The sequence below is a fragment of the Pseudomonas sp. Pseusp88 genome (assembly GCF_047303955.1).
Classification (GTDB): domain Bacteria; phylum Pseudomonadota; class Gammaproteobacteria; order Pseudomonadales; family Pseudomonadaceae; genus Aquipseudomonas.
Map to the genome: position 1 here is coordinate 55,795 of NZ_JBGLYM010000018.1, position 21,059 is coordinate 76,853.

The window sequence follows — 21,059 nt, forward strand, 5'->3', positions numbered from 1 at the left end:
GGGTGTGGGGTGTTCAGGGTTCATGGATCACCCGGTAATGGATCGTGTCCATGCGCATCAGCGCGCGCAGTTCCTCGGGTTCGAGCTGGCGGTCCATGAGGCGGGTCCAGGCCTGCATTTCCAGCCAGGTCAGGGGGTCGCTGGTGCGCTTGCATTCCCAGTACAGCCCGGCCAGATAGTCCATGCCTTCGGGCATGGGCGGAATATCCAGTTCCCTGGGTTTGTGGCCGGTCAACTTCCAGACCCGGGTCAGGTGATCGCGCACGCTGGCGTCGGAGCCCGCAGGCACTTTGCTCAGGCGCATTTCACCTTCCCAGTGACTCAGGAGGCCGTCGAGTCTGACGCGAAAAAACGCGAGCGGTTACTCGCCAGGGCTTCGACTTCCTGGGACAGGCCGGGGTTTTGCGCCAGCAGTTCCATGACCGCCTCGCTGCTGAACGGCACGTCGAACGACCAACCGATGACCAGGGCCGAGCGGTATTTGAGGGTACCGGCACTGGTGATCTCGTAGATTTCATCGAGGGACAGCTTCGCTTCGTCACGGTCGCGCCCTTCGCGGCTGAGCTCCAGCAGGCGACGGCGCGCGGCCGGGGCATCGGAGCTGACCACGATCAGGTAATGCTCGGTGGGCGTGCCGTCGGGCAGGGTCAGGGGCAGTTTCTTGCCCTTTTCGATGGCAGCCAGGGCGAAGAAATCGGACAGGGCGAAGGGTTTGATGGCTGGGGTTTCGGGTTTGTTGGTGGTTTTTTCGGTTTTGGTGGTCATGGAATTCTCCAGTAAGGGACATCAGGCAGAAGTGCGACGGATACGCCGACGTATTCGCGAATGAATTCGCTCCCACAGGGCAGTCAAAGCCAGTGGGAGCGGATTTATCAGGCAGCGGAGCGGGTGATTTTCATGGTGCTGCCCACCGTGCCGTCGTAACCGGCACTGACGGTGTATTGCGGGATGATCGCGCCGGGGCCGCTGACTTGTTTCTGGCCCTGGGTGTAGCGCACGTTGGGCAGTTCCAGGGTGTAGCTGTCGGCGCCTTCGGTGAACTCGATCTTGTGGGAGGTCCTGGTTTCATTGAGAACCTTGTCCCACAACACCGCATCGACCAGGTAGGCACTCATGGAGCCGGTGACCACGGCCACGCCGTTGCTGATGTCGAAGGCTTCGCGATTGCCCAGGGCGAACAGCGCTTCCATGCCGTTGTTGAGGTTAACGCTCCATTCTGTGGCGTAAGCCACCGGTACGCCGCCTTCGGTCAGGGCCAGGTTGGTGGTGATCATGATGTCGGTGGCCGTCGGGGCGATGAAGGTCGAACCCACGGCCAGGGTGTATTTCTCGGCGCGGGTGCCGATCATGCTAAAGGTGACGCCGACCGGGGCGTTGATCGGCGAGCTGATAGCCATGGTGCCGACGCGGCAGCCGGAGTACAGGTAATCGACGCCGATGTCAGTGTGGCGTTCAAGAATCGCGAAGGAACGGTCGTTCTTGCCGATCAGCAGGGTGTCGTTGTCCCAGGTGCCTTGCATGGCGGCCTGGATCAGGTCGTCGAAACTGCTGAAGGACAGCTCCACGGCAATATCACCGGCGACGCTGTAGGTGCCGCCACGGCTGGCCGCCTGTTGGCGGGTCTGGTTGATTTCTGCGGTGGTGACTTCGTTGACGGTCGGCGTCAGGCCGGCAGTGACGAAGCGGATCGGCTTCCAGGCCGGCGTGGCCGGGATGGCGCCGTTGACTTCTTCAACATAGAAAGTCTGTACAGCAGAACCGTTGGCGAGTGTGCTCATTGTGTATCTCCATAAACAAAAAAACCCGCTCATTGGCGGGTGTGGGTGGGTATTGCAACAGGGATAGTTAGTTACTGGCGTAATTCAAGCGGCGTCAACTTTGCGACTGATCAGGCGAATAATCAGTTCACGAATAGCCGTGACCCCGATAAAGCCGATCGCGCCGCCGGCGCCAATGGACAAGTTGGATGGCCAGGCCATCCATTCGATGATGCTGCTGGCCGACAAGCTGAGGCCGCCACAGATCAGGGCTTCAAGGATGATGCGCAACGTACTGGTTTCCTTGGCGTCATAGAGAACGCGCAGGATAGAAATGATCACGGCCATGACTGCGCCTTGCCATGAAGGATGTGTGAGGGCCTGCCAGATGCCGGCCCAGAATGACGGATCGTTATCCGGCGTCATGGTGGCTCTCGCTAAATAAAAGTGGAAAGTTGTTGAAGTTGGAATGACGAAGCTTTGTCTATAAGAGGATTAGTTAGACTGTTGTTGTGTCACTCACAAAAACAACAGCATGGAGAAAATCTACGTTACGGCGACACGCTTGTAAATACATATTTATAGACTTTTTTAAAAATTTAAAACCACAAATAACAACCACACAACAACCCGGAATTAACCGGGTTATTAGTGAAAAAATATTCTACTCAGACAACTAACATGAACACTTAATAGCTGTCAGGCCACCTCTTCATTCAGTATGCCTTCCGCTTCAAACAGGTCCTGAGCCCTGAGCAATGCCAGATTCACCCGCCCTTCCAGATCGCGACGAATACCGGCGGCCCAACGTTGCCGCGTACGTTCCGAGCGAATCTCGTCATCCCAGTTGGACATGTCATACCAGGCCGCGGGCAATACAGCAGTGGAGCGTTTGCCTTGGGCTGCGCCTTTGACCAGAGGAAAGCCCCAGGTCACCACGCAACGCTCACGGAACAGCGAGGGCGCCGGGGTGTTGATCAGGGGAGTGAGCAGTTGCAGCGCGGCGATCTTTTGCGTCAGGTGGGTGGAAAATTTTCCCACCAGGGCGCTCCAATGTTCTTCGGACAAGGAAGAATGCAATCGTGCATGGAGCCAGCAGTCATAGATTTTCATCTCGGCCTTGCTCAGGCCATTGCCGCGCCGGGTGACCTCCCCCGGCGCTACCTGGGTCTGCCAGGACTGGCTCTTGATATCGCTCATGGTGTCGGCGGCCAGGACCCGGACGACGGCGGCTAAAACGTTTCGATAAATCATTGCGCTGGACTCCCGTGCAATAGAAAACAGCCTCAAAATCGTCTTGATCGCAGCCCCTCGATGACGGGCCTGGCAGTGGATTTCTCGCTGACGAAAACAACGATATATGCATTTATGCATAAAATCAATTGCAAAATAGCATTTGCAATATGCACAAACGCGAATCAATATGCACGCCATGCACAATCGCACCGTATCGACCGTTTTAAGAGAGCTGCTGGCCCGGGACGGAATTTCCCCCACGGAACTCCATCGCCGCACCGAAGTGCCTCAATCCACGCTTTCCCGGATCCTCAACGATAAAATCGCCGATCCGGCAGACAAGCACATCTCGAAAATCGCCGAGTATTTTCGCGTGACCACCGACCAGCTACGCGGGCGTGTGCCCCTGGCTGCGGCGGCGGCACGGACGAATGCGGCGCATACCGAGCTACAGGACATCAGCATCTGGGACGATCAGACGCCTCTGGACGACGATGAAGTGTCGGTCCCTTTTCTTCGCGAGGTTGAATTGGCGGCAGGATCAGGAAGATTCGTGATCGAGGAGAGCTCCAACGCATCGCTGCGCTTTGGCAAGCGCAGCCTGCGCCATAACGGCGTGCAGTTCGATCAGGCCAAATGCGTCACCGTGCGTGGCAACAGCATGTTGCCGGTACTTCGCGATGGCGCCACTGTTGGGGTCAATGTCGGCAAGTCGGCCATTGGCGATATCGTCGATGGCGATCTCTATGCCATCAACCATAACGGCCAGTTGCGGGTGAAGCAGGTCTATCGCCTGCCGTCGGGCATCCGGTTTCGCAGCTTCAACCGTGACGAGCACCCGGACGAGGACTACACCTTTCAGCAGATTCAGGAAGAGCAGATCGCCATTCTTGGCCATGTGTTCTGGTGGGGGATGTTTGCCCGATAAGGGGGGCAAATGCTAGCCTTGCGCCATTAACAGGGAGTGTTAGCGATGAAACGGATATCGTTTGCTCTGGCGGCCACCGCAGCCGTTGTTTGCACGAATGCGTACAGCGAAATCTTCAAATGCACCACGCCTGAGGGCAAAATCATCTACTCCTCGACCGCCTGCCCGGATGGCGTCGGTGATGTCGCCCTGCAACGAGGCGGGCCGCCGCTTCTGGCACGCGACGGTGAGCCTGCGGATCATGTCTTGATCATCAATAACAATGCCACACGGATCCTGCAGATCCCTTTGGGTGCCAGAACCACCCTCGTTGAGTCAGACCTGTACAAGAGCAATCAGGCGATGCGCCCGCCACCGCCCAAAGTACCGTCAAATTGCCTGGAAGCACGCTACGAAGCCGAATGCTTCGACCCTTCCGGCGGCCAATCCACCGCCAAGGAAGCCAGCAAGATCAAGATCACCTACGGCAACTTCGATGGCGGCAAGGTTATCGTCCACCCGTGATCGACATGCTCAGCCGATCCGCACTTCACTGATCTGGATATCCGGCGTCAGGTCGGTGTAATTGATGATATCGGCCTGGATCACCGCCGAGTGCGGACCGATGGCGTCCTGAAAAGCCTGCACCGATTCGCAATAGATATGGCAGGCCGCTTCGAACATCGGCGCAGAGCCGGGAATGCCGCCACCAATACCTTTGTCGACCGCATACCGCTTGCAGGCCTCGCCCATCAGCGACTGCACCAGGGGCATGTGCTGGTCACGGTAGTAATCGTGATCGAACCGGGCGCCCTCCTGATACGGATACATCACACTCACTTTGATCATCTGATCTTCCTCGTCGTCGGAAACTTGAAACCACGAAAAACTCTGCCGACTCTACACGTATGCTGGTAGCCGTCTACGCTATCGCGCACAATCCCCCGCCGGCTTATCCCACCCACGCAGGAGTACCGCCATGGATGCATTGGAATGGAATGACGCCGCACTGGCGAAATACCTCGCGAGCAACGCCACGTTGCAGGACGAGATCAAGGACCTGAACGCCCACGAGCAGAAGCAACAGACGCAATGGGCCTTCGAGGACGAAGCCGAGGCACTGGGCATCGAGACCTGGGAGTTTGCCCTGCAATGGATCGCTGAAACGCCCGAGCAGCTCAAGGCCATGCGCCTGGAAGCCCACCGTCAAGTGGCCGAGGCGCTGGGTATGGAATGGGCTGAGTATTGCGCGGTGAATGCGATTCAGGAGTGAGATTTGCATTCACTCCCCCTTTCGGGGAGCGACGCATGAGTGGGAGCGGATTTATCCGCGAAGAGGTCGGTACACTCGATGGATCTTCATCGATTGAAATACCGTCTTCGCGGATGAATCCGCTCCCACCTGCTCACCTGGCGTCCTTGGGTGAGCTACTACTTCAGATCAAACCGGTCCAGATTCATCACCTTGACCCACGCCTTGACGAAATCCGCGACGAACTTGTCCCGGGCATCGGCACTGCCATAGACCTCGGCAATCGCCCGCAACTGCGCATGTGATCCGAACACCAGATCGACACGGGTACCGGTCCACTTGGTAGCACCGGTCTTGCGGTCACGGCCCTCGAAGGTGTCATTGAAGCCTGGTCGCCACTCCGTGTTCATATCCAGCAGGTTAATGAAGAAGTCGTTGGTCAGGGCCTCCGGTTGCTGGGTGAACACGCCGTGGGCGCTGTCGCCGACATTGGCCTTGAGCACCCGCAGGCCGCCGAGCAGTACGGTCATTTCCGGCGCGGTCAGGGTCAGCAATTGCGCCTTGTCCACCAACAGCGCTTCAGCGGACACCCTGTACTGGCCCTTGAGATAGTTGCGGAAGCCGTCAGCGACGGGCTCAAGGAAAGCGAACGACTCGACATCGGTCTGCTCCTGAGAGGCGTCCATGCGCCCCGGCGTAAAGGGCACGTTCAGTTGAAAACCGGCCTTGCTCGCCGCCAGTTCGACCCCGGCACTGCCCGCCAGCACAATCAAGTCGGCCAGGGAGATTTTCTTGCCGCTTGCATTGAATTCCCCCTGAATGCCTTCGAGGATGCTGAGCACACGAGTCAGTTGCTCCGGCTGATTGACCGGCCAATCCTTCTGTGGCGCCAGACGCAGGCGACCACCGTTGGCGCCGCCGCGTTTATCGGAGCCACGGAAAGTCGATGCAGCCGCCCATGCGGTAGACACCAGCTGCGAGACGGTCAACCCCGAGGCCAGCACCTTGGCCTTGAGCGCGGCCACGTCCTGATCGTTCACCAGCGGGTGATCGACTTCGGGAATCGGGTCCTGCCAGAGCAGTTCTTCGGTCGGCATTTCCGGACCAAGATAACGGGACAGCGGGCCCATATCGCGGTGGGTCAGTTTGAACCAGGCGCGGGAGAATGCATCGCTCAGTTGCTGCGGATTATTCAGAAAACGTCGGGCGATGGGCTCGTAGATCGGGTCGAAACGCAGGGCAAGGTCCGAGGTGAGCATGCTCGGTGCGCGGCGTTTGCTCGGGTCGTGGGCGTCGGGAATCTTGCCCGCTCCCGCGCCGTCTTTCGGCGTCCACTGATGGGCCCCGGCCGGGCTCTTGGTCAACTCCCACTCGAAGCCGAACAGGTTTTCCAGGTACTCGTTGCTCCATTGGGTCGGGGTCGACGTCCAGGTCACTTCCAGGCCACTGGTGATGGCGTCACCGCCCTTGCCGCTGCCGAAGCTGCTTCTCCAGCCAAAGCCCTGTTCTTCCAGGCCCGCCGCTTCCGGTTCGGGGCCAACATGGGAGGCCGGGCCGGCACCATGGGTCTTGCCAAAGGCGTGGCCACCGGCGATCAGCGCGACCGTTTCTTCGTCATTCATGGCCATGCGGCCGAAGGTTTCGCGGATATCCAGGGCCGAGGCTACTGGGTCGGGCACGCCTTCCGGTCCTTCCGGGTTCACGTAAATCAGGCCCATCTGCACGGCGGCCAAGGGATTTTCCAGGTTGCGCCCGGCAGGATCAGTGCGGCTTTCTTCCTGACCGTGTTTTTCCGGCTCGGCGACCAGAGCCCCATCACCGGGCGGTTGAGCCTTGCCGTAGCGGGTGTCGCCGCCCAGCCAGACTTTCTCGTTGCCCCAATACACGTCTTCGTCCGGCTCCCAGACGTCCGGGCGACCGCCGGAGAAACCGAAGGTCTTGAAGCCCATGGTTTCCAGGGCAACGTTACCGGTGAGTACGATCAGGTCAGCCCAGGAAATCTTGCGGCCATATTTCTGCTTGATCGGCCAGATCAGGCGTCGTGCCTTATCCAGGCTGACGTTGTCTGGCCAGCTGTTGAGCGGGGCGAAACGCTGCTGCCCTGCCCCGGCGCCGCCCCGGCCATCACCGGTGCGATAGGTACCGGCACTGTGCCAGGCCATGCGAATGAACAGCGGGCCATAGTGGCCAAAGTCAGCGGGCCACCAGTCCTGAGAATCGGTCATCAGGGCGCGCAGGTCCTGTTTGACCGCCTCGAAATCCAGACTCTGGAACTCTTTGGCATAGTCGAACGCCTCGCCCATGGGGTCGGACAGCGACGAGTGCTGATGCAGGATCTTTAAATTCAACTGGTTCGGCCACCAGTCACGGTTGGTGGTGCCGCCGCCAGCGGCGTGGTTGAACGGGCATTTTGATTCAGTGGTCATGTCGGGCTACCTCAGGTAATGGTGCGGGCTTACGCCTTGTTTTATGTCCTGATCAGGGGCACACGGGTGCAGAACCTGAATAAAGATAGCCGCGTCTGGACGCAGGTCTAATAGCCTCACTATTTGAGGGTGATAGAGAGATTCTTTCTTGCCCGGATGTGAGGCTTTAACCCAACGCCGTATCCAGAAACATCATCACCGCAAACCCCAGCATCAGGCCCAGGGTCGCCGGAGTTTCATGGCCATTGCGGTGGGTCTCGGGGATCACTTCGTGGGAGACCACAAAGATCATCGCCCCGGCCGCCAACCCTAGAGCGATGGGATAGCCCAGAGCAAAACTCATGGACACGCCCAGGCCGATCAGGGCGCCCAAGGGCTCCATCAAGCCCGAGCCGACGGCAATCAGCGCGGCTTTCCAGGCACTGATGCCGGTTACTCGCAGGGCCAGGGCGACGGCGAGGCCTTCGGGAATATCCTGGATGGCAATGGCGGTGGTCAGGGGCAGGCCGACCTTCATATCGCCATCGGCGAAGCTGACACCGATGGCCATGCCCTCGGGCAGGTTGTGCAGGGTTATGGCCAGAACGAACAACCAGATCCGATTGATTCGCTGAACTTCCGGGCCCTTGCGGCCGAGGTCCTGATGTTCATGAGGTACGAAACGATCGAGGCCGATCATCAGCGCCACACCCAGGCCCAGCCCAATCACCACGACCCCGGCGGCCAGTACCTTGTTGGTGACCAGGGCCTGTGCCGCATCAATGCCGGGCAGGATCAGGGAAAAGGAACTGGCGGCCAGCATCATGCCCGCCGCGAAGCCCAGCATGATGTCCTGGGTACGTGCGGCAATGTTACGCAGGATCAGGGCAAACACTGCGCCCAGTGCCGTCGCGGCGAAACCGCCGGTGCCGCCAAGCATGGCCAGGCGCAGGTGATCGCCGCTGGCACCGGTCAGGGCGCTATAGCCGCTGGCCAGCAACAAACCCGCCACCACCGCCAAGGTCAACCAGAACGATACGCCTGACCAGTAATGCACCGTGCCCCTGTCGGGCGAAACCGATTCTGCCACGTGACCTCCCCACTGCTGCTGAGCACTCGATGGCGACACGGAGATGACGCCCACGGATATCAGAAACGTCTGAGGGCCTTAAAGGTTTAAAAATATTTGCGAATCACGACGGGTGGTATTCACTGGCAGCTTTTGTGGACCGGGGATTCAGCCAGAAAACCCGCCATCCTTGAGAAACGCCAGTTCCTCCTCGGTGCTCACTCGCCCCAAAAGCGCATTGCGATGGGGAAATCGGCCGAAGCGCTGGATGATGGCCGCATGCTCTTTGGCCCACTTGAAGTCCTTGGGATCGAGGGCCTGATTCAGTTGCACAGCCAGACGCTGGTCATCAGTGTTTTCCGCATGCTCGAAGGGCAGATAGCAGAACGCCCGCAACGGCACTTCGATCAATCGGTCCAGACCGGCCTCGACCATTTGCCGCGCGTAATAACAGGCCAGTGAATCGGTGGCAAACATATGCGCTGTGCCACGAAAGGCATTTCGCGGGTATTGGTCAAGCAGCAGGAGCAGCGCCAAAGCACCTTGCGCGTCGGCCATCCAGTGCTCCAGTTCACGGCGGGCAGCCTGGAAATGAGCGTCATAGAAGGTTTCCCGAAACAGCAGGTCGAAGTCATCGTCCTTGCGGAACCAGCGCTTGGGACCGGCCTTTTTCCAGAACTCGATGACGGTTTGGGGAATCAGCGGATTATCTGCCGTATCAGTCAAAATCAGTGCCTGCGGTGAGTTGTTATTCGAGCAGGGAAACCAACCGGGGTTCGATCTCCCCCGCCTGGATATCCAGCAATGCCAAGGTCACCGGCAGCTTGAATCGTCGCGGCCCGGCGCTGCCCGGATTGAGCCACAACCGCTCGCCGCGCCATTCGATACGCGGTTTGTGGGAGTGGCCGGTAATAACCAGCTTGATCGTCGCATCCAGCTCAGCGGGGACGTCGGCGATGTCGTGAACCAGCAGGGTCTGCCAACCATCGAGATCGAGTATCAAGTGATCACCCAGGCCTCGCGCCCACTCAAGATTCAGGTCGTTATTACCGCGCACCACCTGCAACGGTGCGATGGCCGCCAGTTGCTCAAGGATTTCCGGCTTGCCGATATCGCCGGCATGGATGATTTGCTCGCAGCCCTGCAGTGCCGCAACGGCTTCGGGGCGCAGCAGGCCGTGGGTATCGGAAATCACGCCAATTTTCATATTCAAGGTGTTTCCCTGTGGGACCGGCTTTAGCCGAGAGGACAATCTGCCGGACTGTAAAACTGTATCAGCCCTGCCTGAGCCTTGCCGGCTAAAGCCGGTCCCACATCAGTTCTGAATCAGCCAATCAATACGAAGCGGCTGTCGAACGCCGCATTACGGGTCTCGAGAATCCCCTGATACGCTGGGCTGTTATACCAATCGATAGCCGTCTGACGGTCCGGAAACTCAATGATAAGCCCACGCTCGAAGGTGCTTTCGCCATGCAGGGTCGTCAGTGGGCCGCGGGTCAGGAAGCGTCCGCCAACGCTCTCAATCGTTGCACCGGCAACCTCGGCGTAACGGGCTTTGGCGGCTTCGTCTTTATCGGTGATTTCAACGTACAGGTAGACGCTCATGGTGACTCCTCGGTAGATGAAAGGCGTGAGTGGATTTAACGAAGCTATCACGTCCCGGCTGTTAATTTCTGCCCACGTAAAACGGCGGAATATTCAATATGGACCGTGAAATACTGGTCGAAGCCAGGGCTCTGACGCGAGTCGCCGACGGCGGTGCGCACGTCCTTCTGCAACCTGTGAACTTCGCCTTGCGCAGAGGTGACCACGTCGCCATCACCGGTTCATCCGGCTCGGGCAAAAGCGTCTTTCTGCGCACCCTTGCCTTGCTGGATGGCGCGACTTGCGGGGACATCCTTTGGCAGGGCAAGCCCATTGCGGATGCACAGGTGCCGCGCTATCGCAGCCGTATCTGCTACCTGTCGCAAAAGCCAGTACTGCTCGAGGGCACGGTGGAAGACAACCTGCGCTTTCCCTATACCCTCAAGGCGTCGAGGCATTTGCAGTTTTCCATCGACAAGGTGCGGGCATTGCTGGATCGCGCCGGAAAAGGCTCAGGGTTTCTCACCAAGGCTGCGGGCGATCTGTCAGGCGGAGAAGCACAGGTAGTTTCCTTGATCAGAACCCTGCAACTAGATCCCGACGTGCTGTTGCTGGACGAACCCACCGCTGCTCTGGACCCGGTATCAGCAAGGGAAATCGAAGCGCTGATACAGGCCTGGTTCGAGGCTGATGCCGCGCAGGAGCGGGCCTTCATCTGGGTCTCCCACGATCTGCAACAGGCACGGCGCATGGCTGGCAGCCACTGGACAATGGACGCTGGCGTGCTGACCGGGCCTGAATCGCAATGAATTATCAGAATCTTTCCGTCACCGACCTGGCCATCGCCGCCGCGCTGATCCTGATCAACGGCCTGTTGTCCATGGCCCTGAAACTGGCCCTGGGCCGACAGCTGGTTGTGGCTGCGCTGCGTACCGTGGTGCAGTTGCTCGCCATCGGCTATCTGCTGGGTTGGGTTTTCCAGTTCGCCTACTGGTACGTAGTGCTGCCGTTGATGTGCCTGATGACCCTGATCGCTGGCGTTTCCGCCGCCGGGCGGGGCAAACGCGGATACGCCGGGCAATACGTCGACAGCATCGTTTCGGTATGGGTCAGTTCATGGCTGATCGCTGCAATCGGGCTGTTTGTGGTCATTCGCATCCGCCCATGGTACGAGCCTCAGTATGCAATTCCGATTCTGGGCATGATTCTCGGCAATACCCTGACCGGCGTGTCTCTGGGCATCGAGCGCATGACTCAGGAACTGGCCTCGGGGCGCGGCACGGTAGAGATGATCCTGGCCCTGGGAGGCTCGCGCTGGGAGGCCGCACAAATGGCCGTGCGCCAGGCAATACGGGCGGGAATGATCCCGACCCTGAACCAGATGAGCGTGGTGGGCATCGTCAGCCTGCCGGGCATGATGACCGGACAGGTACTGGCCGGGGAAAACCCGGTGGATGCGGTGCGCTATCAGATCGTGATCATGTTTCTGATCGCCGCCTCTGCAGCACTGGGAACAGTGGGCGCAGTGCTGCTGACCTATCGGCGGCTGTTTTCACCGGGCCATCGGTTTTTACTGCATAAGCTCAAGCAGCGAACCTGAAACTGTGGGACCGGCTTTAGCCGGGAAGACGGCATTTCAATCGATGTAACTGTATCGAATGGCCCATTCTGTTCCCGGCTGAAGTCGCTCCCAACAGGGGTCAGCAGCAAGGGTTGCCACTCACCACTTACAATAGATGCCAATTACGCAAAGTCTGGGGCACGGGGCTTTTGCTCTTTTGCCATTGCGCAATGGCAATGCCGATCAGCAGCCACATGCCACCAATCGACAGCCCGGCCAGTACATCGCTGAGGTAGTGCAGGCTGAGGAACACGCGACTGAAGCACACCGAAGCAATCACTGCGGCAAACCAGAAACCTGCTTCGACCCGCTGCTGGCGCTGCGTCAGGGTGCCCGCCAGCATATAGCCGATAAAGCCCAGGACCACCGTCGACGCCGTGGCGTGCCCGCTGGGGAATGAAGGGTTGAGTTCGACGAAACCATCGAGAAACGGCGGACGGGTGCGGTTGACGATGTACTTGACCGCCCAGGTGGTGAATTCGGCCCCGACGAATGCCACCCACAAGGGGATAACGCTCTTGTGCCGATCAGCCCAGAACAGCAGCGCCGAAACCAGGGCCACCGCCAGGGTTGCGAAGATCACTGTGCCGGGGATGGTCATCAGCAAAAACACATGCAGTAACCACGGCGCGCGAAAGGCCGTAAGCGAGGTATTGACTGCCGTGTCCAGTATCAGTTGACCGGGCCATTTCATCACCAGGGTTGCCAGTATCAACAGCCATACGGCCAGCGCACCGGCCACCTGCAACAGGCGACGAATCAACCCGGCCGAGTCAGTCATGGGCCGTTGCAAGCTGCCGCCGAGTCGCTCCTCGGGGGTCAGGAAGAAATAACGCACGGCCATGCGCAAACCCAGAATCACCAGCACGAACGCGATCAGAAACAGAACGGAATCTAGGAAGGTATTCACTGCAAACCCTTGGTACACAAACCCTGCGATGGTTTCACAGGCCAGGTGCCAACTATGCCGTGGGAAAAGTAAAGATGGCGTGAAAAATCGGTAGGGGATGGGTGCCTGCGAGCAAGTTTCATGTTGGCTGGAACGCTATCGCCCACCAACGCAGGTTCGTTGACGCGAAGTTCAATGTCAGCAGGTCTCGATACCTGCCAGATGGAAAGATAGACGCACTGCAAAAGCTTCCACTTCGTGGGCCAAAATAACGCCACCGCACATCGCCCATTGCTCTGGCAGTACCACGACACTACAATGCGAATCATTCTTAAATGCATGCGCAATAACTGCGCCGGAGTCATGTGGTGTCGCGTCCCCCTTCCCCTGCCTCGTCGAGTGTCGAAGGCCTGTATCTCGACCACCGCAACTGGCTGACCGGTTGGTTGCAGCGTCGCCTGGGCTGCCCCCACAGCGCCGCCGACCTGGCTCAGGACACCTTCGTACGCCTGCTGAGCAATCGGCAGGAGCACGCCCTCAATGAACCCCGAGCCTTTCTCACTACCATCGCCAAGCGCGTGCTGTTCAACCACTACCGTCGCCAGGACCTGGAGCGCGCCTATTACCAGGCGTTGCAGCAGTTGCCTGAACAGGAAGTGCCTTCGGAAGAACACCGCGCCATCATTCTAGAAACCCTGATGGAGCTGGACCGTCTGCTCGACGGCCTGCCCGGCCAGGTCAAGCGCGCCTTCCTGCTGGCCCAGATCGATGGCCTGAGCTATGGCGAAATCGCCACGCAATTGGGGATCTCCCTGGCGACGGTCAAACGCCACCTGCACAAGGCAGCCATGCGCTGCTATTTCGCCCTGTGAGTACGGCCATGAAGATACCCGAGCAAGTTGCCGAACAGGCCGTGCACTGGCTGTTGGAGCGCCAGGAAGGCCCGCCCTGCGCCGCCCGGGAACTGGCCTGGCGCCAGTGGCTCGGTGCGCAGCCGGAGCACCAGCGGGCGTGGGAGCATATTCAGGCGGTCAATCAGCGCCTGCGCGGGGTCAATCCGGCCCTGGCCCACGCCGCGCTCAATGCTCCGGCCCAGGCCAGTCGCCGACGTGCCCTGAAGCTGGGGTTGCTACTGGGCGTGGGCTCGGCAACGGGTTTGAGCTTCCAGCAGCGCGAATTGCTGCCGCCCCTGCTGGCCGACTACCGCAGCCCACTGGGTCAGCGTCGTACCCGGCAGTTGAGCGATGGCACGCAGTTGCAGCTCAATACCGCCAGCGCCGTGGATGTGCGCATCGATAGCCGGCAACGCCTGGTCCACCTGCTGGAAGGAGAGATCATGCTGACCAGCAGCGCGGCTGCAACGCCGCTGTTGGTCGCCACCGCCGAAGGCACGCTTGGCACGCAGGCGGCGCGTTTCAATGTCCGGCAACTGGCCGGGGTCACGCGGCTGTCAGTGTTCAGCGGTCGTGTTGAACTCAATCCGAACCAATTACGCGGCTATCCGCTGACCGTCGAGGGCGGTCAGCAGGTGGAATTCAATGCCCTGACCTGGCGGCCCGTACATTCACTGGATGCCAACAGCGGCGCCTGGGTCGACGGCATGCTCGTCGCCGCTCATATGCGTCTGGCGGACTTTCTCGGCGAACTGGGCCGCTACCGTCGTGGGCAGCTCAATTGCGCGGCGAGCGTGGCCAACCTGCAGATTTCCGGCAGCTATCCACTGGGCGATACCGAACGCATTCTCGACCTGCTGGAAACCAGCCTGCCGGTGCGGGTACGGCGTTTCACCCGTTACTGGGTGAGCGTCGAAGCCCGAGCCTGAATTGGAATGATCATTGTGGGAGCGAGGCTTGCCCGCGAATACGGTATTTCAGCCGTAGAGGATTCTGCGGATGCACCGGCCTCTTCGCGGGCAAGCCACGCTCCCACGAGATTTGTGTTTGGGGGGCCGAGCCTGAATCTTTTTTTAGATTTTTTTTATTTAGAGTGAGCCGTTTTCTGCGTCTCGCGTGACAAGAGGGTAATGCCCACTTGAACGCATCTCTGAAGGACGCCTTTGCATGTCAACGCAACTCACGCCGCTCGCCCACACCCTGCGCCGCCTCCTGCTCGGCGCCAGCCTCAGCCTGGTCAGCCTGCCCTACGCCATGGCCGAGCAGGCTCAGCCTCGCGCCTACCATATTGCCCCCAATTCACTGGAGGCGGCGCTGAACCAGTTTGGTCGTGAGTCCGGCGTGCTGATTTCCTTTGGTTCGCAAGTGACTCAGGGCATGCAGAGCAAGGGCCTGAACGGCGCCTACACCCCGGATCAGGGCCTGGCGACACTGCTCGAGGGCACCGGCCTGCAAGCCCGCGCCGAGGGAGAGAATGCCTACAGCCTGCAACCCGTATCAGCTTCAACCGGCGACAGCTCGCCGAAAACCGTCGAGCTGGAATCCTCCACCGTGGTCGGCGACTGGCTGGGTTCGGCCGAGCAGAGCAACGTATTCGAACATCCCGGTGCCCGTGACGTCATTCGCCGCGAAGAATTCGAACGCAGTGGCGCCACCACCGCACGGGAAGTGCTCAACCGCATTCCCGGCGTCAACGCACCGGAAAACAACGGCACCGGCAGCCATGATATGGCGATGAACTTCGGCATACGCGGCCTCAACCCGCGCCTGGCGACCCGCTCCACCGTACTGATGGACGGCATCCCGGTGCCCTTCGCACCGTACGGCCAGCCGCAGCTGTCGTTCGCGCCGATCAGCATGGGCAACATGGACGCCGTGGACGTGGTCCGTGGCGGCGGTGCCGTGCGCTACGGTCCGCAGAACGTCGGCGGTATCGTCAACTTCGTCACCCGGGCGATTCCCGATGCGCCGACGGTCAAGGGCGGCTTCCAGACCTCGACCAGCCCGTCCTCCAGCCAGGACGGCTTCAAGACCAGTGGCAACCTGCTCGCTGGCGGCACCGCCGACAACGGCCTGGGCGGCGCCCTGCTCTACTCCGGCACCCGTGGCGGCGACTGGCGCGAGCACAGCGACACGCAGATCGACGACCTGATCCTCAAGGGTAAATACCAGATCGACGACGCCAATAGCCTCAATGCCGAAGCCCAGTACTACGAAGGAGAAGCCGATATGCCCGGCGGCCTGAGTACAGCGGACTACAAGGCTGATCGCTTCCAGTCGACACGCCCCTACGACAAGTTCTGGGGGCGCCGGACCATGGTCAATATGGGCTATCGCTATCAGGAAGATGCCCGGGAATTCACGGTCAATACCTTCTTCACCAAGACCCTGCGCAGTGGCTATCTGGACCAGGGCACCTTCCTGTCGCTGTCGCCACGCCAGTACTGGGTACGCGGGATCGAAAGCCGTTTCTCCCAGGGCTTTGCCCTCGGCGACAGCTGGCATGAAGTCGGCATCGGCCACCGTTATATCAACGAAGCCGGTCACGAACTGCGTTTCCGCACGCCGATCGCCTCCAACACCCTGCCCACCACCGACAGCCGCAACGACCGCGATACCCGTGGCGGCACCGAGGCCAATGCGTTTTTCATTGATGACCGCATCGATATCGGCAAATGGACCATTACCCCCGGCGTACGCTATGAACGCATCAAGTCCGAACAGGCCAACAACCTGAGCAAAGAGGACTTCAAGGGTGACTACAACACCGCGCTGCCGGCACTGAACGTCACGTATCACCTGACCGAAAGCTGGAACCTGTACGCCAACACCGAAGGTTCGTTCGGCAGCGTGCAGTACAGCCAGATGCCCAACCGCGTCAGCAGCGGCGAAGTGAAACCGGAAAAAGCCCGCACCTGGGAACTCGGCACCCGCTACGACAATGGCAACCTGCGCGCCGAGATCGGTACTTTCCTGATCAACTTCAACAACCAGTACGACAGCAACCAGACCAACGACACCGTGATCGCCCGGGGCAAGACTCGCCATCAGGGCATCGAGACCAGCATCAACTATGGCCTGAGCGGTCTGAGCCCGTTGCTCGATGGGTTTGATGTCTACGCCACCTACGCCTTCGTCGACGCCACTATCCGCGAACAAGGGCCCAACCAGGACAACCGCGTGCCCTTCTCGTCGCGCCACAAAGGCACCCTGGGCCTGGGCTACACCGAGGGCCGCTGGAAGCTCAACCTGGACAGCAGCTACCAGAGCGACCAGTTCGCCGACAACGCCAACACCCGCGCCGAAAGCGCCGACGGCAGCACCGGCAAGATCCCTGGCTATATGCTGTTCAGCACCCGTGCCGCCTACAATTTCGGCCCGCAACTGTCCAACCTAAACGTCGCGGTAGGGGTGAAAAACATCCTCAACCACGAGTACTTCACCCGCTCGTTCGATGACAACAACAAAGGCAAATATGCCGGAGAGCCACGCACGGTCTACCTGCAGACATCGTTTGATTTCTAAGTCGGATACGGGGTGATCTGCAGGAGCAAGCGGGCGGCTGTATGCCAGACAGGAATTACACTCAGGCAGCCGCACTGCGCTTGAGAACGGTCAACTGCATTGTCCGGCGATGACGAAAGCCCAGCGTTTCATAAAGGCGGATCGCTGAGACATTGGCGGTCCGCACATGCAAAAACGGCAGCTGGCCCAACCCCTGGGCCCGCGCTGCCAGCAGTTGCACCAATATCCCCGCCAGCCCCTGCCCGCGATGGCTCGCCGCCGTGCATACCCCGCTGATCTCCACGGCATGGGTCAAGGTCAGGCGCTCGCCGGCCATGGCCACCAGTTGCGCGTTATCCCACACCCCCGCGTAATACCCGCAACGAATGGTCTCGGCGCTGAACGGACCAGGCTGTGTCCGGGCAGCCAGATCAAGCATCTGCTCGACATCGGCCGTGTTCAACGCCACCACCCTGTCAGCCCCGGCAGGGGGTGGTGCCACGGGCTGCTCGCAAACGAACTGCTCAAGGTTCTCGACATTGACCACCTGCCAGTGCGGCGACGGGCTGACGGGCCAGGCAGTGTCCAGGGCGATGATTTCTTCAGGGGCAGTAAGGCTTGCCAACTGGGCAAAGGCTTCGGCAGAGGGCTCAAGCAACCCGGCAAAGCGCGACACCGCCGGGTTATAGATGGCGGCTGATGGCGTGGCCGTGCCGAGAGGGGCGTGTGGGCCGGTCAGGGCGTGCCAGATGGGGTTGTCCAGTTCGAAGTCGATAATTTTCAAGACGCTGGCTCTTCTGCTGACGGAATCACCCCATAGACTCTATGATGTTGGCTCGCAAATCACTATCAATGTGTAGCGGCGAACCAGAAGTCGCTGCCGTCACATCGCATCCCACGACCCGAGGCCTCATGCAGCACACCAGCGAAGCAGGCGCAGCCGTCTACTCTCCCTTGACCCTCAAGCTCTACGACGCATGGGTCCTGGGCATTTCCAACCAATGGGCCTGGCAATGCCCGACCCGCCAGGTACTGCTGCCGTTCTTCCGCCGCCATGTGGGCTTTCGCCATATGGATGTGGGCGTCGGCACCGGCTATTACCTGGCCAAGGCGCAACTGCCCCATTCCACTGCAGTCACTCTGGTCGACCTCAACGCCAGCAGCCTGGAAACCGCCCGCCGGCGCCTGAACCGGGCCAGCACCCGCGTCATCCAGCACGACGTATTCCAGCCACTGCCTGCCGAACTGCTCGGCCGCTACGACTCGATTTCCCTGTTCTACCTGCTGCACTGCCTGCCCGGCAGCATGTCCGAAAAGGCCCACGTCTTCGCCAACCTCAAGCATGCCCTGGCCGAAGGTGGCGTGCTCTACGGCGCGACCATTCTTGGCGACGAGGCCGGGCATAACGGTTTTGGCAGCAAGCTGATGGATGTGTACAACAAGAAGGGGATTTTCGGGAATCGGCTGGATACGGTCGAAGGGTTACGTCAGGCGTTGGTGTTGCACTTTGCCGATGTCGAGATTGAGGTGGTGGGTAAGGTGGCGTTGTTCACAGCGAAAATGCCGCTTCTGTCGGACAACATGTAACCAACTGGATCAATTTGTTATTTGTGGAAGCGATTCATTCGAGAAAGCGTCAGTGCAGGCCATGAATATGTGTCGAGTGTACTGGCCTCTTAGCGAATGAATTCACTCCCACAGAATTGACCACTGCCATCTAAAATCCTGACCCATCAGTCATCGCTTTACCTGTCCTGTGCGGGTGAGTAACGTCTGCACACTTCAATAAAAAGGAATGGCGTCATGAGTGATTTGGTCTCGTATCAGCTGCAAGAGGGCGTCGCCACGCTGACCCTGAGCAATGGCAAGGTCAATGCCCTTTCCCCGGATGTGATCGGTGCCCTGAATGCCGCGCTGGACCAGGCCGAGAAAGATCGTGCCGTGGTCATCCTGACCGGTCAGCCGGGCATTCTTTCCGGTGGCTACGATCTTAAAGTCATGACTTCCAGCCCGGAAGCGGCGATCAATCTGGTCAAGGCCGGCTCCACGCTGTCACGCCGCCTGCTGTCACACCCCTTCCCGGTGATCGCGGCCTGCCCTGGCCATGCCGTGGCCAAGGGTGCGTTCCTGCTGTTGTCGGTGGATTACCGCATCGGTGTCGAAGGCCCGTTCAGCATCGGCCTGAACGAAGTGCAGATCGGCATGACCATGCACCATGTCGGCATCGAACTGGCCCGTGATCGCCTGCGTAAATCGGCATTCAACCGCTCAGTGATCAATGGCGAGATGTTTGACCCCAAGGGTGCAATGGAGGCCGGTTTCTTCGACAGACTGGTCAGCGTCGAAGAGCTGTCGGAAGCGGCGCGCACTGTCGCGCTGCAATTGCAGAAGATCAATATGAAGGCACACAAGAACACCAAGCTCAAAGTGCGCAAGGCGCTGCTGGAAACCCTCGACAAGGCGATCGAAGAGGATCAGCAGCACCCTTTGTAAATCGATATGCATGGGACCGGTTCTGGCCAGCGAGCTCTCCTGCCAAAACCGGTCCCGCAGCCGCTTACAACCCCGCTGTCACCAGTGAATGTCCCGTGACGAGATACTTGTCCATCTCGGCCTCAGGCACCATGCCGCCGCCGGTAGCCCAGATCAGGTGGGTTGCATTGGCGCAACGCTCGGCATCGAGGCCCAGGCGCTGACGGTAGCCCTGGTCCTCCTGCAAAACCCTGGCAAAGCCTGGGGCCCCGGCCAGCGCCGAGGGTTCCAGGGCGATGCCCTGGGTCGACTGCATGAGATACAGCAAGATGAACATCTCTTCGTCACTGAGGGTGTAATAACCATCGAGCATGCGCTGCATGGAACGACCGACAAAGCCTGACGGCCGCCCTACCGCCAGGCCGTCGGCTGCCGTCAGGTTACTGATACCGAAATCCTGCACGGCCAGCCCTTCGTGCAATCCGGTATAGACACCCATCAGCATGCAGGGCGACTGAGTGGGCTCGGCAAACACGCAGTGAACGTGATCACCGAACGCCAGCTTCAAGCCGAATGCAATGCCGCCAGGCCCGCCCCCCACCCCGCAAGGCAGGTAGACGAACAACGGATGCTCGGCATCGACCTTGATTGCGCGCTGCTCGAACTGCGCCTTGAGACGCTCCCCCGCCACCGCGTAACCCAGGAATAGCGTGGTGGAGTTTTCGTCATCAATGAAATGGCAGGTCGGATCGGCATCCGCCTCCTTGCGGCCCTGCTCGACGGCCTGGCCGTAGTCGCCGGCGTACTCGATGACGCTGACGCCATGACTGCGCAGCTTGTCCTTCTTCCACTGGCGGGCATCGGCGGACATATGCACGGTGGTCGCGAAACCCAGCCGGGCACCGGCAATGCCGATGGACATCCCCAGGTTGCCGGTAGAACCCACGGCGATCTTGTGCGCCGCAAACAATGCCTGACACTCAGGTCCGGCGAGTTTGCGGTAGTCATCATCAACCGTCAGCAGGCCATGGCGGATCGCCAGTTGTTCGGCATGAAACAGCACCTCATAGATCCCGCCCCGAGCCTTGACCGAACCGGAAATCGGCAAGTGACTGTCTTTTTTCAGCAGCAGTCTGACCGGCTCATTGACTGCATAGCGCTCGCACAGTGCCTGGGCGAACGTCGGCACCTCGACCAGCTCTGACTCGATGATGCCATTGCTGACCGCCACCTCAGGGAAGGCCTGGGCCAGAAACGGCGCGAAACGTTGCAATCGCGCACTGGCCTGGGCCACATCGGCCGGCCCCAACACAATGTCATCAAGGGCCTGGGCCAACGGCGCAACGGCCGGATTGAACCAGGTGACAGGGTCAAGTCGTAGCAACGCCGTCAGCAACGGGAACTCGTGCTTCCAGTCCGACAACTGTTTTCCATACACCGACATAAGCATGCTCAGGTCTCCGCTGCGCA

At 59.9% G+C, this 21,059-nt stretch carries 24 protein-coding genes; 10 read left to right on the top strand and 14 right to left on the bottom strand.

Features of this window, described 5'->3' with window-relative positions; genetic code table 11:
• Positions 1-13 precede the first annotated feature (13 nt).
• The 5 genes from ACCD02_RS20790 to ACCD02_RS20810 all read right to left on the bottom strand — a co-directional run bounded on the left by ACCD02_RS20790 (position 14) and on the right by ACCD02_RS20810 (position 3,011).
• Positions 14-304 carry a hypothetical protein gene (locus tag ACCD02_RS20790; protein WP_413305884.1) on the bottom strand — a complete coding sequence of 97 codons (291 nt, stop codon included), beginning with the start codon at positions 302-304 and terminating at the stop codon, positions 14-16.
• A 17-nt stretch (positions 305-321) separates the two neighbouring features.
• A complete protein-coding gene (locus tag ACCD02_RS20795; protein WP_413305886.1) occupies positions 322-765 on the bottom strand; it encodes a hypothetical protein in 444 nt (147 codons plus the stop codon).
• A 107-nt stretch (positions 766-872) separates the two neighbouring features.
• A complete protein-coding gene (locus ACCD02_RS20800) occupies positions 873-1,778 on the bottom strand; it encodes a phage tail tube protein (protein WP_413305888.1) in 906 nt (301 codons plus the stop codon).
• 84 nt (positions 1,779-1,862) lie between these two features.
• The gene (locus ACCD02_RS20805) at positions 1,863-2,183 is read right to left on the bottom strand and encodes a phage holin, lambda family (protein ID WP_413305891.1); all 321 of its coding nucleotides are present in this window, start codon (positions 2,181-2,183) and stop codon (positions 1,863-1,865) included.
• Between the two features lie 273 nt (positions 2,184-2,456).
• The gene (locus ACCD02_RS20810; protein WP_413305893.1) at positions 2,457-3,011 is read right to left on the bottom strand and encodes a hypothetical protein; all 555 of its coding nucleotides are present in this window, start codon (positions 3,009-3,011) and stop codon (positions 2,457-2,459) included.
• Between the two features lie 178 nt (positions 3,012-3,189).
• Here ACCD02_RS20810 and ACCD02_RS20815 point away from each other — a divergent pair, with 178 nt between their 5' ends.
• Both ACCD02_RS20815 and ACCD02_RS20820 read left to right on the top strand, forming a co-directional pair.
• A complete protein-coding gene (locus ACCD02_RS20815; protein WP_413306078.1) occupies positions 3,190-3,921 on the top strand; it encodes a S24 family peptidase in 732 nt (243 codons plus the stop codon).
• Between the two features lie 45 nt (positions 3,922-3,966).
• Positions 3,967-4,425: a DUF4124 domain-containing protein gene (locus ACCD02_RS20820; protein WP_413305895.1), complete on the top strand. Its 459-nt coding sequence runs from the start codon at positions 3,967-3,969 to the stop codon at positions 4,423-4,425.
• Positions 4,426-4,434: 9 nt separating this feature from the next.
• Here the strand turns inward: ACCD02_RS20820 and ACCD02_RS20825 are convergent, their stop codons facing one another.
• A complete protein-coding gene (locus ACCD02_RS20825) occupies positions 4,435-4,749 on the bottom strand; it encodes an EthD family reductase (RefSeq protein WP_413305898.1) in 315 nt (104 codons plus the stop codon).
• A 130-nt stretch (positions 4,750-4,879) separates the two neighbouring features.
• Here ACCD02_RS20825 and ACCD02_RS20830 point away from each other — a divergent pair, with 130 nt between their 5' ends.
• A complete protein-coding gene (locus ACCD02_RS20830) occupies positions 4,880-5,173 on the top strand; it encodes a DUF6388 family protein (protein ID WP_413305901.1) in 294 nt (97 codons plus the stop codon).
• Between the two features lie 158 nt (positions 5,174-5,331).
• Here the strand turns inward: ACCD02_RS20830 and katG are convergent, their stop codons facing one another.
• The 5 genes from katG to ACCD02_RS20855 all read right to left on the bottom strand — a co-directional run bounded on the left by katG (position 5,332) and on the right by ACCD02_RS20855 (position 10,231).
• Positions 5,332-7,578, bottom strand: a complete 2,247-nt coding sequence (gene katG, locus ACCD02_RS20835; RefSeq protein WP_413305904.1) for a catalase/peroxidase HPI — start codon at positions 7,576-7,578, stop codon at positions 5,332-5,334.
• A 166-nt stretch (positions 7,579-7,744) separates the two neighbouring features.
• Complete coding sequence (locus ACCD02_RS20840) at positions 7,745-8,647, bottom strand: ZIP family metal transporter (protein ID WP_413305907.1); 903 nt, start codon at positions 8,645-8,647, stop codon at positions 7,745-7,747.
• Positions 8,648-8,794: 147 nt separating this feature from the next.
• Positions 8,795-9,352, bottom strand: coding sequence for a DUF924 family protein (locus ACCD02_RS20845; protein ID WP_413305909.1), 558 nt, complete (start codon positions 9,350-9,352; stop codon positions 8,795-8,797).
• Between the two features lie 22 nt (positions 9,353-9,374).
• Positions 9,375-9,833, bottom strand: a complete 459-nt coding sequence (locus ACCD02_RS20850; RefSeq protein ID WP_413306080.1) for a metallophosphoesterase family protein — start codon at positions 9,831-9,833, stop codon at positions 9,375-9,377.
• Between the two features lie 119 nt (positions 9,834-9,952).
• On the bottom strand, positions 9,953-10,231 hold the full coding sequence (locus ACCD02_RS20855) for a DUF1330 domain-containing protein (RefSeq protein ID WP_413305911.1): 279 nt from the start codon (positions 10,229-10,231) through the stop codon (positions 9,953-9,955).
• A gap of 98 nt (positions 10,232-10,329) precedes the next feature.
• On the opposite strand from ACCD02_RS20855, the gene ACCD02_RS20860 reads away from it, so the two are divergent.
• Positions 10,330-11,019 carry an ATP-binding cassette domain-containing protein gene (locus ACCD02_RS20860; protein WP_413305913.1) on the top strand — a complete coding sequence of 230 codons (690 nt, stop codon included), beginning with the start codon at positions 10,330-10,332 and terminating at the stop codon, positions 11,017-11,019.
• Positions 11,016-11,810 carry an ABC transporter permease gene (locus ACCD02_RS20865; protein ID WP_413305915.1) on the top strand — a complete coding sequence of 265 codons (795 nt, stop codon included), beginning with the start codon at positions 11,016-11,018 and terminating at the stop codon, positions 11,808-11,810. Before ACCD02_RS20860 ends, ACCD02_RS20865 begins: the two co-directional genes overlap by 4 nt.
• Before the next feature lie 127 nt (positions 11,811-11,937).
• Here the strand turns inward: ACCD02_RS20865 and ACCD02_RS20870 are convergent, their stop codons facing one another.
• Positions 11,938-12,741 (bottom strand): phosphatase PAP2 family protein, encoded by an 804-nt coding sequence (locus tag ACCD02_RS20870; protein ID WP_413305918.1) that lies wholly within the window; start codon positions 12,739-12,741, stop codon positions 11,938-11,940.
• Positions 12,742-13,085: 344 nt separating this feature from the next.
• Here ACCD02_RS20870 and ACCD02_RS20875 point away from each other — a divergent pair, with 344 nt between their 5' ends.
• From ACCD02_RS20875 to fecA, 3 genes are all read left to right on the top strand, one after another.
• The gene (locus ACCD02_RS20875) at positions 13,086-13,592 is read left to right on the top strand and encodes a sigma-70 family RNA polymerase sigma factor (protein ID WP_413305921.1); all 507 of its coding nucleotides are present in this window, start codon (positions 13,086-13,088) and stop codon (positions 13,590-13,592) included.
• 8 nt (positions 13,593-13,600) lie between these two features.
• Positions 13,601-14,542: a FecR domain-containing protein gene (locus ACCD02_RS20880; RefSeq protein ID WP_413305924.1), complete on the top strand. Its 942-nt coding sequence runs from the start codon at positions 13,601-13,603 to the stop codon at positions 14,540-14,542.
• A 238-nt stretch (positions 14,543-14,780) separates the two neighbouring features.
• Positions 14,781-17,138: a TonB-dependent Fe(3+) dicitrate receptor FecA gene (fecA, locus tag ACCD02_RS20885; protein WP_413305926.1), complete on the top strand. Its 2,358-nt coding sequence runs from the start codon at positions 14,781-14,783 to the stop codon at positions 17,136-17,138.
• Between the two features lie 61 nt (positions 17,139-17,199).
• On the opposite strand, the gene ACCD02_RS20890 is transcribed toward fecA, so the two are convergent.
• Positions 17,200-17,901, bottom strand: a complete 702-nt coding sequence (locus ACCD02_RS20890) for a GNAT family N-acetyltransferase (protein WP_413305929.1) — start codon at positions 17,899-17,901, stop codon at positions 17,200-17,202.
• 128 nt (positions 17,902-18,029) lie between these two features.
• On the opposite strand from ACCD02_RS20890, the gene ACCD02_RS20895 reads away from it, so the two are divergent.
• Entirely contained in the window at positions 18,030-18,704 is a 675-nt protein-coding gene (locus ACCD02_RS20895) for a class I SAM-dependent methyltransferase (RefSeq protein ID WP_413305932.1), read from the top strand.
• Positions 18,705-18,920: 216 nt separating this feature from the next.
• The gene (locus ACCD02_RS20900; protein WP_413305935.1) at positions 18,921-19,610 is read left to right on the top strand and encodes a crotonase/enoyl-CoA hydratase family protein; all 690 of its coding nucleotides are present in this window, start codon (positions 18,921-18,923) and stop codon (positions 19,608-19,610) included.
• Between the two features lie 64 nt (positions 19,611-19,674).
• Here the strand turns inward: ACCD02_RS20900 and dsdA are convergent, their stop codons facing one another.
• Complete coding sequence (dsdA, locus tag ACCD02_RS20905; protein ID WP_413306083.1) at positions 19,675-21,033, bottom strand: D-serine ammonia-lyase; 1,359 nt, start codon at positions 21,031-21,033, stop codon at positions 19,675-19,677.
• Positions 21,034-21,059 lie beyond the last annotated feature (26 nt).

Coding starts and splice junctions, on each gene's coding strand:
- ACCD02_RS20790 (WP_413305884.1), bottom strand. CDS start 304: ATGCGCCTGAGCAAAGTGCCTGCGGGCTCCGACGCCAGCGTGCGCGAT.
- ACCD02_RS20795 (WP_413305886.1), bottom strand. CDS start 765: ATGACCACCAAAACCGAAAAAACCACCAACAAACCCGAAACCCCAGCC.
- ACCD02_RS20800 (WP_413305888.1), bottom strand. CDS start 1,778: ATGAGCACACTCGCCAACGGTTCTGCTGTACAGACTTTCTATGTTGAA.
- ACCD02_RS20805 (WP_413305891.1), bottom strand. CDS start 2,183: ATGACGCCGGATAACGATCCGTCATTCTGGGCCGGCATCTGGCAGGCC.
- ACCD02_RS20810 (WP_413305893.1), bottom strand. CDS start 3,011: ATGATTTATCGAAACGTTTTAGCCGCCGTCGTCCGGGTCCTGGCCGCC.
- ACCD02_RS20815 (WP_413306078.1), top strand. CDS start 3,190: ATGCACAATCGCACCGTATCGACCGTTTTAAGAGAGCTGCTGGCCCGG.
- ACCD02_RS20820 (WP_413305895.1), top strand. CDS start 3,967: ATGAAACGGATATCGTTTGCTCTGGCGGCCACCGCAGCCGTTGTTTGC.
- ACCD02_RS20825 (WP_413305898.1), bottom strand. CDS start 4,749: ATGATCAAAGTGAGTGTGATGTATCCGTATCAGGAGGGCGCCCGGTTC.
- ACCD02_RS20830 (WP_413305901.1), top strand. CDS start 4,880: ATGGATGCATTGGAATGGAATGACGCCGCACTGGCGAAATACCTCGCG.
- katG (WP_413305904.1), bottom strand. CDS start 7,578: ATGACCACTGAATCAAAATGCCCGTTCAACCACGCCGCTGGCGGCGGC.
- ACCD02_RS20850 (WP_413306080.1), bottom strand. CDS start 9,833: ATGAAAATTGGCGTGATTTCCGATACCCACGGCCTGCTGCGCCCCGAA.
- ACCD02_RS20855 (WP_413305911.1), bottom strand. CDS start 10,231: ATGAGCGTCTACCTGTACGTTGAAATCACCGATAAAGACGAAGCCGCC.
- ACCD02_RS20860 (WP_413305913.1), top strand. CDS start 10,330: ATGGACCGTGAAATACTGGTCGAAGCCAGGGCTCTGACGCGAGTCGCC.
- ACCD02_RS20865 (WP_413305915.1), top strand. CDS start 11,016: ATGAATTATCAGAATCTTTCCGTCACCGACCTGGCCATCGCCGCCGCG.
- ACCD02_RS20880 (WP_413305924.1), top strand. CDS start 13,601: ATGAAGATACCCGAGCAAGTTGCCGAACAGGCCGTGCACTGGCTGTTG.
- fecA (WP_413305926.1), top strand. CDS start 14,781: ATGTCAACGCAACTCACGCCGCTCGCCCACACCCTGCGCCGCCTCCTG.
- ACCD02_RS20895 (WP_413305932.1), top strand. CDS start 18,030: ATGCAGCACACCAGCGAAGCAGGCGCAGCCGTCTACTCTCCCTTGACC.
- ACCD02_RS20900 (WP_413305935.1), top strand. CDS start 18,921: ATGAGTGATTTGGTCTCGTATCAGCTGCAAGAGGGCGTCGCCACGCTG.
- dsdA (WP_413306083.1), bottom strand. CDS start 21,033: ATGTCGGTGTATGGAAAACAGTTGTCGGACTGGAAGCACGAGTTCCCG.